General features: G+C 49.3%; 7 protein-coding genes. 3 read left to right on the plus strand and 4 right to left on the minus strand.

Annotation, left to right across the window (positions count from 1 at the left end; translation table 11 throughout):
• Positions 1 to 67: 67 nt before the first annotated feature.
• The 4 genes from ACN0YR_RS23785 to leuB all read right to left on the minus strand — a co-directional run bounded on the left by ACN0YR_RS23785 (position 68) and on the right by leuB (position 4,148).
• On the minus strand, positions 68 to 1,045 hold the full coding sequence (locus ACN0YR_RS23785) for a carbohydrate kinase family protein (protein ID WP_417851706.1): 978 nt from the start codon (positions 1,043 to 1,045) through the stop codon (positions 68 to 70).
• Positions 1,046 to 1,277: 232 nt separating this feature from the next.
• A complete protein-coding gene (locus tag ACN0YR_RS23790; RefSeq protein ID WP_417851707.1) occupies positions 1,278 to 1,859 on the minus strand; it encodes a DUF2062 domain-containing protein in 582 nt (193 codons plus the stop codon).
• Between the two features lie 264 nt (positions 1,860 to 2,123).
• Entirely contained in the window at positions 2,124 to 2,792 is a 669-nt protein-coding gene (locus tag ACN0YR_RS23795; RefSeq protein WP_417851708.1) for a thioredoxin-like domain-containing protein, read from the minus strand.
• A gap of 276 nt (positions 2,793 to 3,068) precedes the next feature.
• Entirely contained in the window at positions 3,069 to 4,148 is a 1,080-nt protein-coding gene (gene leuB / locus ACN0YR_RS23800; protein WP_417851709.1) for a 3-isopropylmalate dehydrogenase, read from the minus strand.
• Between the two features lie 822 nt (positions 4,149 to 4,970).
• Here leuB and ACN0YR_RS23805 point away from each other — a divergent pair.
• The 3 genes from ACN0YR_RS23805 (at position 4,971) to nusB (ending at position 11,439) form a co-directional block, all read left to right on the plus strand.
• Positions 4,971 to 9,881 carry an FHA domain-containing protein gene (locus tag ACN0YR_RS23805; protein ID WP_417851710.1) on the plus strand — a complete coding sequence of 1,637 codons (4,911 nt, stop codon included), beginning with the start codon at positions 4,971 to 4,973 and terminating at the stop codon, positions 9,879 to 9,881.
• A gap of 336 nt (positions 9,882 to 10,217) precedes the next feature.
• Positions 10,218 to 10,688 (plus strand): 6,7-dimethyl-8-ribityllumazine synthase, encoded by a 471-nt coding sequence (gene ribH / locus ACN0YR_RS23810; protein WP_417851711.1) that lies wholly within the window; start codon positions 10,218 to 10,220, stop codon positions 10,686 to 10,688.
• Positions 10,689 to 11,043: 355 nt separating this feature from the next.
• Entirely contained in the window at positions 11,044 to 11,439 is a 396-nt protein-coding gene (gene nusB, locus ACN0YR_RS23815) for a transcription antitermination factor NusB (protein WP_417851712.1), read from the plus strand.
• Positions 11,440 to 11,513: the final 74 nt, after the last annotated feature.

The following is an 11,513-nucleotide window of genomic DNA, read 5'->3' on the forward strand; positions in this document are numbered from 1 at the left end:
TAGAGCAAAATGCTCTCATGTCGAGCAGGGAAGCTGGACTTTGTCGCTGTTGAGGCACTCATCGGCCTCAAATCTGTTCGACAGTCGGTGTGAGCTGGTTTTCTTTCACGAAGGCTTCAAGTTCCTCGACGCGAAAGACACCTGTCGTTGCTCCGGCGTGCTGTACGCAACTGGCCCCCATGGCACTTCCATACATCAAAGACTGCTGGGGTTTTGATCCTTGGAGAACTCCGTACAAAAAACCGGCAACAAAAGCGTCGCCTCCACCTGTCCCATCGACTTGCTCCACTTGATAAGCAGGTAAATGAATGACGGATGAGGTCTGGTCTCGGAGGATCGAACCATCTGGACCTGAGGTGATGACAACGGTTCCTGCACCCTGATTCAGGAAGATCTCAGCCTGTTTCACTGGATCGCTTTCACCAGTCAGCAAGTGAGCTTCGTCCTGGTTCGGAAGGAAGATATCTGTCTCTGGAAGCGCCACTTTGAGCATCTCAATGCAATCGTCAACACGATCCAGCACGACATCCAGAACGGTGGTCACCTGAAGCTCTCTAGCTCGTGCAAACATCTCTCGAACATTCTCTCCAGAAAGTTCCGGATTCAACCCGAACCCACCAACATACACGATTTTCGACTTCTGAAGCAGTTCATCCGAGACTTCCCGGCCTGTTAATTCAGTGTTTGCACCGACAGCGTGGATAAATCTGCGGTCTTCATTTTGCACATTCACGACCATCGTCGCGGAGGTTTGAGACTTTTCTGAGATCCGAATATGTTCGCAGCAGACATCGTTCTCAGCGAGGGCGCTTCGTACATATTGACCAAATGGATCATTTCCGACACAGCCAACGAGGGAGACTTTGACTCCGAGTTTGGCCAGATCGGTACTCACGTTCGCTGCACAACCGCCAATGGTCAGTTCCAAGCTTGGTGTCGTAATGAGACCACCTGGAGCTGGGAACTTCCGGATCGGAGCACAGACATGATCTGCCACGATAATTCCCACGCAAATGACGTCACATTCTGAAGCAGCAGAATTCATTTTTGTCCCTGATTCTTTGAACTGACCCGAAATCCCGGAGTCGATCTCTCAAGCAGTGAAATTCCCTCGTAGCATAGGTTTTCAGATCGCTTCTTGCACTCCCTGTGACTCTTTGTACTGGGAGTCGGAAGATGAGAGACAATTGTGACCGCGAAGAGGCTTTGTTGATCATCTCTTCGTTCATCAGCTGGAAGCCTGAAGCGACGCATTCTCATTCAAGGAAAAGGGCTTGTTAAGAGATCGAAGTGCGTTCTGGTTCAGTCACCTCTGCTTTTTTTTGGCCGCGTGAGGCCTCCTCGGTACGCGATTGAACCCGAGCGGCACGTCTGGCCTGAACCCGTTCGGATAATCGCAAAATCAGCGGGTATGTTGGCAACGAGAGAACTGTTGCGACGAGAAGTGAACCAATAATGAGAGGTGTCCCGAGCGTGTAGAAGACATTCGAGAAGGTCGACCACCATTCGGTGTAACTGGAATACTGAAAAAGGCTAACGAATTCTTTCCAGCTGATCTGCGTGTGTGTGAACATGGCACCGATACGATAATTCATCCAGTAGATTGGAATCATCGTGAACGGATTTGAGACATAAACTGCGACGAGTGCAGCAAAGCGATTGAAGCGGAAAAACGGCTGTGTGAGAAAGGCGACGGCAAGAACTAACAACATTTGAATTCCAAAGGTCGGGGTGAGACCAATGAAAATTCCAATTGCCGTTCCCATCGCAATGGAATGCGGAGTGTCTTTGAGTTGCAGAATAGCATGCAACCATTGACGTGGATCGCACCACCAGATCAATCGCGATTGCCAGGACATCGAGAAATTCCCACTTGGGCAGCCATACTCGTCATCAAATGCGAACAATTGCGTCGAGAAAAAATGTGGTCCATCAACACGTTGCGAGCAGGTTAACCTCGCTTGTGCTGTGGATACCGCGTCATCAGGATTCATCACCTGCTGAGTCACTCTGGCCTCTTGTTTCTTCGGTTGTCATCTCGACCAAATGCAGTGAGTTGGTCGGAGCGAGTCGATTGATATTTTTCGCATCGGCCCCAACCGGCTGCAAAATTTGCCGAATCGTTACTGATTCATCAACTTCGTGACAAGAGGCAGGACATCTTCCTGATAGGTAAACTCTGCGGGGTCTTCGGGGTTTGGGAATTGCCCAGCAAGTTGCCCGTCTTTCCCATAGACGTACACAATGGGGATCGATCCCTGTTTGATTTTTTCGTTATAAACGGTGTCAGAAGCGGTCGAGCAGAGAATGTTCTGAAATGTGGCACCTTGTTTTTTCAGAACAGCCAGAACCGGCTTGGTGTACGTTTCAACTGGTTCGTCTTCGAATCCCTGGTAGTCCAGCGAGATCGATAAGCACGCAACTTGATCCGAATGCTCTTTGTGAAGTTGGACAAGATTGGGGAACTCGATCAAGCAGGGGGCACAGTAAGTTGCCCAGACGTCGACAACAACGATTTTGCCTTTGTGTTGCGCGATCAACTCCTGAGTTTTATCCCAGCTCTTGATTTCAAGTTTCACTTCTTCAGTCTGACTTGTTGATGAATCCGATGGTGTTGCTGGTTCTTCAGTTTGACCTGCCGGGGCTGGTGTCTCATTGGCGGGAGTCTCTGGAGTCACCGCGCCTCCAGCTTCGGGAACTTCGGGGGCGGGAGATGTTCCAGGTTCTTTTGAACATCCTGCCGCGACCAGAAAGGGGACGAAGGCCAATAGAAGTAAGGTTGTTTTCAACATCTCATCAATCCATCGTGAAATTTTTGAAGTGATCACATCTTTTGAGTCGTTGCTTGAGTGATCGCTCGTTCGTTTCCAAACGCCCATTTGGAAATTAGTCGTGCCCTGACTCCTCGGTTCTCAAATCGCCTCGTCGTTCATTGAGGTTCACTAGAACTGGTCTCAATACTTACTGTTCACTTCTCTGGTACAGAGAAAGGTTGCAATTCCATAGGTTTTGAGACTGCTTCTAGAGCTTTCCCGCCACCGTTCAAAGGGCACTCTTCATTGATACTCTCAATTGGTGAGGGCTTCAATCACTTTTTGTCCCATTTCAACAGTTCCAAGTGAGACTTCTCCATCTTTTGCCAAGTCCTTGGTGCGATGTCCTGCCGACAGAACAGCGTCTACCGCTGCTTCGACTGCTTTCGCTTCGTCTTCAAGGTTCAGCGAATGTCGAAGCAACATGGCAGCTGCCAAAATTGTGGCCAGCGGGTTGGCGATTCCAAGCCCTGCAATATCCGGTGCCGATCCGTGGATCGGTTCGTAAAGTCCAGGGCCATCGCTTCCGAGTGAGGCACTCGGGAGAAGTCCCATCGAACCGGGAAGCATCGATCCTTCGTCGGTGAGGATATCTCCGAACATGTTGCCAGTCACCACCACATCGAATGTTGATGGACGAGAAATCAGATGCATCGCCATCGCATCAACCAGGACAACATCGTATTTCAGGTCTGGAAACTCTTCTCGTACAACACGTTCAGCGACTTTTCGCCAAAGCCGAGATGCTTCCAGCACGTTAGCTTTATCGACAGATGTTAAATGTCCTGAGCGACCCTGAGCAGCTTTTGCAGCGACTCGAACGACCCGTTCGATTTCGTGCGTACTGTAAACCATAGTACTGGTCGCGGTCTCGCTGCCATCGGCATTCTGTTCCAATTTGGAATCACCGAAGTAAATTCCCCCGGTCAGTTCTCGCACGAAGAAAATATCGGTGCCTTCCACGATTTCTCTGCGGAGAGGAGAAGAATCGAGCAGGAACTCGTGTGTGGTAATTGGGCGTAAGTTTGCAAATAGACCTAACTCTTTGCGAATTTTCAGGAGTCCAGCCTCGGGACGAGTCTTCGCGGTCGGATCATCCCATTTCGGGCCACCGACAGCACCGAGGAGAATTCCATCAGCACTTTTGCATGCGTTTAATGTCGACTCGGGAAGCGGGTCTCCGAAGTCATCAATCGCGTTTCCGCCAATCGGGTGCGATTCAAACTCGAACTTGTGTCCAAACTTTCCAGCAACTTCGACAAGAATCTTACGACCTTCTTCAGTCACTTCCGGACCAATTCCATCACCGGGAAGAAGTACAATTTTTGCGTTCACGTTTCTCTGACTTTCAACTGCATTAGATACGACACTCAGTACATTTCCCAAGGATCGGGGATTCAACATCAGGTGAGCAACTCAGACTGGGAACTGATATTCCCGCTCGGTTGATGCCATTCCGGGTTCCGATTTCCATTTTGCTGGAGATGTCGAGAGGAGATGGGCTAAGACCCCACAATAAAACTTTAACGGAGCAATCGATCATATTCCAGCCGCATGCAAGTTCGAAAGCCTCTATGGGGGAGTCTCTGAAAACTGAGAGACTTCGACACTTCTGCTTCATCGTGATAAATCTTGCGATCAGAGAGCTCTTCACGGCAGAATCATGACACGATCTGGCACTGACAAATTTAAAAAACTTGATGCAACCGTTTTCGGCAGCCCCTCTGCGAACGGCTGATGAACGCAAAGCCAGCAATTTTTCAGATTGATATTCTCTGTCGATTCGGATGTTCTTGCTTATTGGGACAGATGCGGGACAGCATGAAGCGGAGATAGGGCAGGTGGGGTGTTCTGCAAAGTGTCAGCGTGAAAAAGTTGCGCGTCGAAAATCGGAGCTTCATGGTCGATGAGATTCGGATCGTGCCGATTGTTCCTTGTTCCATCATTGTCGGGATTTCATCGATGGGGAGTTGCCGCATCGTAGAAAACCGTGCTGAGTTTCACTGAACAAGTTGCGTTTATCCAACAATGCCACGCTCGCGGAAGATGCTTTTTGACCGCGTGAAGTCTGTGAGCTATATGCAAAGAGTGGTTCTCAAGGTGGTGCGTGTCGCATTTCGCCGAGTAGGGATTCACTCGGACACGGAGCTTATTGGTATGTTGGCATCTGCCGTTGAAATTCCTGATCTCTTCGAACAAAGTCGCAAGGAACTTGACCTTGGCTTTGAAGGAGTTTGCCTACATCCATTGTGGTCGTCAGCAGGTCATGGGCCAATCACTTTGTCACCGGGACGATATACTTTCGGCTCCAATGAAAGTTGCGATTTTACATTCCCCGTCGCTGGAGTCGCTGATCAACACTGTTTGATTGTCGTCGGGCGAAAGCGCGCAATTTTGAAAGCCAGTTCTCAATTAACGTGGCTGAACGAAGGGGTGGTGACCGAAGGTGAACTCAAAGCGGGGGATCGTCTGGTCATTGGGCCGATTGAATTCGAAGTGGAGATTCTGCGGGCGACCCCATCTCTCAAAAGCAACCAAAACGATTTTTCGCCACCGGATATTGATGAACTGATTCGGCACGCAACTGAGCAACCTGGGAGCAATCAGAAGGGGCGTCGAGAACAACTTCTTCAGGAAATGCTTTCTGATGTCGAAGGACTTCTCGACATTTTCTTTCAAAAAGAAAAAGAATCGCATGCTCAATTGACTGCGATGAACACGACTCTCGCTAATGCTCAACTCGAGCTGGAGCAAGAGTTCAGGCATCTGGAATTGCAGCGGCAAGAAATTTCGGTAAAGCAAAACGAGATTGCTTCAGAGCGTTCCCAGTTAGTGCCCATTGCGGATGCCACCGAGAAGTTACAGGGACTTCGGAAGGAACTTGAGACTCAGGCCGAGGAGCTCTCGCAACGCGAAGTTGAACTTCTCAATCAAAAGTTGAGACTCTCAAAGCAGGTTGAGGAAGTTAATGCTCAGAAAGAGAATCTTCAAGTTTCGCTTGAACAGGTTCAGATTGCTCAGCAAGAGTTAAAAACATCAGCTCAACATGCACAAGAGGAATCGCGCCTCCTCGAAAGCCGCACATCTGATCTCACTCTCTTGGAACAAGAAGTTCAAGATCAAAGAAATGCTGTTGAGAAACAACAGGACGAACTCAATCATCTTGCGAAGCAGCTTGAGTCTCAATCCGCAGAGATTCACGCAGGATTCGATGAAATCAGTAAGCAGCAAGAGGCATTGAATGAGAAGGAGCGACAGCTCCAGGCCAAAGAAAACGAACTTCAGAAGAGTCAGGAGGAGCTTGACGAACAGAAACAAAGCGTCTCGAACAGGATCGCTGAGCTTGATCTGCAATTAGAGAATCTTCGAGAGGACCAAACGACCGTTCAAGAGCAGCGAGCTCAGTTTGATGCGGAGAAAGAACTCTTCCAACAGAGACAGGCTTCGCTAGAGAAAGAGCTTGCAGCCAGAGACGATTCGTGTGCTGCACTTGTCCAAGAGCTGGAGTTGAAAGCGTCACAGCTCGAAGCCGGTCTTCAAGATTTGAATCGACGTGAAGAGAGGCTCGATCTGCAGCAGCATGAGCTTCAACTCGAAGCGGAACTGTTTGAAGAGCTTTCAGACGAATTCATTGAAGCGCAACATGAATTTGATCGTAAACAAGAACAACTCGATCAAGCTCGCCAAGAATTTGAACAGCAGCGGCAACTCGAACTCAACGAACTTGCTGAACTCAAACAACAGGCAGCAACGGATCGGCAATCGCTCGACGCGCAATTTTCTCAGTTGAAGAAACTAGAGTCCGAACATGAGCAGGTTTCGCAGACGCTGCAGGCTGACCGCTTAAGTCTTCTACAATTGGAGGAAGGACTTCATCAACGCGAGGAAGAACTTCGCAATGGACATGCTCTACTTGAAGAGCAAACTCGCGCGGTTGAAGACCAGATCGGTGAGTTGCAGGCACAACGTGATCGCCTGACCAACGACGAGCACGAACTTGCCCGACGGCAAGCGGAACTCAAGGCTGATCTTGAAGCAGCTGCTGAAAAACAAAACGAGTTGCTCCAACAGAATGAAATTCTGGCCCAGGAACAGCGAGCACAGCAAGAGCATTGCGAAGCGGTCGCTGCACTGCATCAACAATCTTATTCAGATCTCGATCGACAAGAAGAGCAGTTGCGGGTTGCACAAAAGCAGTTGGAGTTGCTTTCGCTTTCCATCGAGGAACGAGAAGTTGAAGCCGATCTTCTGTTCGATGATTTGCAGGCAGAAAAGAAGGGGCTGGCAGAGCTTGCTGCAGAACTTGAACTTCGAGAACAGGAAGTTCGTGATCAGCATGGACTTCATGATGCACAGAATTTTGAGCTGAAAGAACAGTTCGAGGCTCAACGTGCGCACCTGTCAGAGCAAGAGAGTCGTCTCGTTCAGCAGAGAGAAGATCTGAAACAAGAACTCGAGAAGCTCAAGGAACAGACTCAAAGACTGGACGAACAAAGGCAGCAACTCGAAACAAGAGAAGAGCGACTGCGGTCAGATGAAGAATCGTTAGAGAAGCGATCTCTGGAAAAACAGAAGGAGATCGAAGAGCAGGCGAAGTCCCTCGCTCTCGAACAGCAGCTTCTGGAAGAGCAGACTCAACAGTTGCAGGACCAAAGCTCTGAATATGCTCAGCGTCAGAAAGAAATCGAGAAAGAGCAGGGGGGATTAGTTCTCTTTGAGAAGATGCTCAAAGACCGTAAGCAAGATTTTCAGGGAGAGAAGAAACTTCTGCAAGACAGCTCTTTCGAGCTGGAAGAGAAAACCAGGCAGTTGCAAGCGGCGCAATCTGAACTCGCCCTTAAAATCGAAAAGTTCAACCTTCAGCAAGCTGAGCTTGAACTCGAAGCGGACATCCTTGAAGAGAGGAATTCCGAACTCAACGAACAACAAAACGAACTCATCAGTCGAGAAGAAGAGTTTCAGAATCGATGCCGGGAATTCGAGCAAAAACAGGCTGAGGATCAACCTAAGCTCCAGCGCCTCGCTCGGGAACTCTCTGAAGAGCGAAGCCGACTCGACGAATTGGCCGCACGACTGGAGTCTCAACAACAGGAGTTTCAGCGGCAGAGTACGGAATTCAAACTGGATCAATCCGTATTGTCTGAGTTCGAAGCTGAGCTCGAACAACGTGAAACTGAACTTCATGCAGCATCGACAAAGCTGAAGGAACAGCAATCGGAACTTGCTTCGCAAACGGAGAAGTTCAACAGTGAGCGACTAGAGCGGGAAGCACAACTGCTCGCAGCAGAAAAAGATCTGGAACAACGCGAACTTCAGTTCGAGGCTGACCAGAAACAGCATCAGACACTTCTCGCAGAGTACGAGAAGCTTGAAGCTGCACACTTCCAACTGCGTGATCAGGAACAGAGCCTTCTCAGCGAGATGGCCATCCTGAAATCAAGCGAAGAAGAACTCCGACTCAGTCTCTCCGAAGCCAAACGCCGGGAATCTCAGGAACTTGAAGTTCGTCAGACACAGCTCAATCAACAGCTTGAAGAACTCAAGATGCGGGAAAGTGGACTCGCTGAACGTGAGTCTCAGCTGGATTCACAAAATCAAGTCAAACACGATCAGCTTGAATCTCAAATCCTTGAACTCTCAAGTCAGCTCGACAGAGTGATCGTTGAGCGGAATGAATTGCTGGAGCAAGGTCAGCAGGTTGCCGAGCAACAGGGAAAGTTTGAAACCGAAAGTGCTGAACTTCAGGAACTTCAACAGTTGCTGGAAGAAAAACTGGAGTACTGCGAGTCACGGATACAAGAGAGCGAATCGGACCGCCAAAAGTTGTCCGAGCAATTTGAAGAACTTCGGGAACGTCAGCAAGAGCTTCAACAACTCGAACTTGAACTTGAGGAGGAGAAAGCCTCAATCGAACAAGAGCGGAACTCGATCGAGATGGCACGTGCCGATTTCGAACAAGATGTCGCAGAATTTGAAGATCTTCAAGAGCGTCTACTCTCTGATTCGATTCAAAGCGATTCCAGCCAGAATCTCGCTTCACAGCCTCGAGAAGTGCAAGGAGAACTGCAAGGAATTGTCAAGGACGATGTTGCTGAGACAGTCATTGACAAGATCGATGAGAAGGTCACTGACAGTATTATTAGTGACAACGCGAGCGACAACGCTGAAACCAATCTGAAGACCGAGCGGCACAACGAAGAAGATCCAGAGACTGGCGAAGACGAAAGTCCCTCTAAGACAAGCAATGAGCGCGCTCCAATCGATGGTCTACGCTCAGAACTTGCAGAGATTTTTGGGATCTCACTGGACGGAAAGACGTCTACAGAGACGACGTCCACTGATCTTGCCGATCATGTTGAAGCATCGAGTGAAGCTCCTGAAATCACAGAGTTAGCAGAAGTCGATTTCGAATTATCCGAGTCGGCAAATGCAGTAACGACCGCGCACGATGACCAAAGTAGTGATGTCGAAATTGTCTCGGAATCGTTTGATGAGGAACCTTCCAGTCCAGATTTTTCCTCAGATGATGCCATTCAAAATTATATGAAACAGCTTCTCGCCCGGAACTCGGCTAAAAAGTCTCAACATCGAACAACTGAGGATTCTGAATCTCCTGAACAAAGTTCAAGCCCCTCAGCCACACAGTGGAAGACTGAACCAGTTGAACAAAACGAGGGAGTGACTTCCAACTCACGGAACACGAAGTCGCGTGAGGCTCGTGAATCTGCTGCCATTCGAGCGAACCTGGACTCATTTCGAGAATTGGCGAACCACTCTGCACGTTCCGCCGTTGCGAAATCAACATTGGGGCGAGAACGGACGTTCATGAAAATTTACGCAGTCTGTGCTGGTACCGGCTGGTTGTGTACGTCACTCCTGTTAATAACCAAGGGCTGGTCGTCATCAGAGGAGGGACACCTGACATTGTTAGCCATCGCCACCGGAGTAGGGTCGATCTATGCGACTGCAAAAATGTTCCGTTCGATGGTCAGAGCCAGATACTTCCTCGCTTTAGCCCCCGACGATGATAACGAAATTGAAGTTGATGACCCTTTGGCCGAATCGTGAGCTGCAACTTGAACCGTCTCCTGAGACTGGATCTAGTACCTTCGCTGTATTCACCTTGGGGCTCGCTCAGTCAGTCATTTCTGAAAATTCCTGCTCTGCGAAAGATGACAACTGGCCTTTCTTGAATCGACACAATAACATAGAGGCCAATTCAGGTGCTCAGGATGGTTTTCCCGCAATGATCACCCATCAATAGACATTGTTTTCTAGTTCACTCAAGATTGATGCAGAAATTGCGAAGAAGTCCGGCCCAGGCGCTGGAGCAGTTTCGAGTAAAATTCCGTTGAGTGAGAGAACCTGACACGCCCCCTCAAACGACCATAGTCTGGCTGATCAATGACGCAGAAAATCTCCGGTAACATGATTGCAGACAGCAACGATCAGTACGCAATTGTTGTCTCACGCTTCAACGAACTGGTGACGAAACGTCTGTTGGACGGGGCTGTAGATACCCTGAAACGACACGGCGCATCTGCCGGATCGATCGTCGAGTGCTGGGTTCCGGGAGCCTATGAATTACCGATCATCGCGGAGCGTCTCGCAGCGAGTGGAAAGTATGCAGCTGTCATTACGCTAGGTGCAGTGATTCAAGGTGATACTGATCATCATGACTATATTAATCACGCGGTGGCACAAGGCATCATGGACGCATCGCAGAAGAATGGAATTCCCGTCTTGTTTGGCGTCCTGACCTGTCGTACGATGGAGCAAGCTTTAGACCGCGCAGGTGGAAAAGCCGGGAATAAGGGAGTTGAGGCAGCCTTGGCTGCAATTGAAACAGTTAATGTGCTCAAACAGCTTTCCTGATTCGTCTGGGGCAACTTCCCGGGAAGGATCATCGTCTTCTCGTCGAACGTAGTGCGTGAATCCATCTGAGGCAATAAGAGAGATCGCAGTCTTCTCAGTTGAGATTGTCAATGAAAATTGTCAGTTGAGAACAGAGACCGTCGCCAGGATCGATAATTTCGCCTCTGGAGTCTCACTGTAGGCTGCGGTTTTCAGAAATACACAAGCAACTAGAGCAAATCCAATATTGGTCTTTACGTTCCGCCTCGTGGCGAGCGGTTTATGAAGTCGTGAATGCGACCTTCACGGGCACAACAAGCATCGCAAAAGCTGCAGCGACTCGACCGCAATCAAATACACACCTATAGAGAGATTCATGGCTCGTCGAAGTAAATCACGTCAGGTTGCAGTGCAAATGCTGTATCAGGTGGACCTGAACCCGGATACGGAAGTCACTGAGATCAAAAAGATGATTGCCGAACGCATCAGCGATCAGCAACTGATCGATTTTGCGTGGAGTCTTTACGCCGGTGTTATGGAACACCGACAAGAACTCGACCTGAAGATCCAGAGCGTAGCTGCCAATTGGCGTCTGAATCGTATGGCGGCAACGGATCGGGCAGTCTTGCGGTTGGGAGCCTATGAAATTGTCAAAACAGCGACCCCGCGCGGAGTCGCCATCGACGAAGCGATCGAACTCGCCAAAAAGTTCGGTGATGCCCAGTCCTCGCAGTTTGTCAACGGAATTCTAGACAAGATCCATTCTGATTAGAGCAGTTTGAAACTATGTAGGAAGTCTCCGTCAATCGGGTATTGTGGAACTGTAATTTTTCACCACCCCGATCT

This window comes from Thalassoglobus sp. (assembly GCF_048270125.1).
In the GTDB taxonomy this organism is placed as follows: domain Bacteria; phylum Planctomycetota; class Planctomycetia; order Planctomycetales; family Planctomycetaceae; genus Thalassoglobus.

Excerpts from the sequence above, each read along its gene's own strand:
- ACN0YR_RS23785 (WP_417851706.1), bottom strand. The coding sequence starts at position 1,045 with ATGAATTCTGCTGCTTCAGAATGTGACGTCATTTGCGTGGGAATTATC.
- ACN0YR_RS23790 (WP_417851707.1), bottom strand. The coding sequence starts at position 1,859 with ATGTCCTGGCAATCGCGATTGATCTGGTGGTGCGATCCACGTCAATGG.
- ACN0YR_RS23795 (WP_417851708.1), bottom strand. The coding sequence starts at position 2,792 with ATGTTGAAAACAACCTTACTTCTATTGGCCTTCGTCCCCTTTCTGGTC.
- ACN0YR_RS23805 (WP_417851710.1), top strand. The coding sequence starts at position 4,971 with ATGTTGGCATCTGCCGTTGAAATTCCTGATCTCTTCGAACAAAGTCGC.
- ribH (WP_417851711.1), top strand. The coding sequence starts at position 10,218 with ATGACGCAGAAAATCTCCGGTAACATGATTGCAGACAGCAACGATCAG.
- nusB (WP_417851712.1), top strand. The coding sequence starts at position 11,044 with ATGGCTCGTCGAAGTAAATCACGTCAGGTTGCAGTGCAAATGCTGTAT.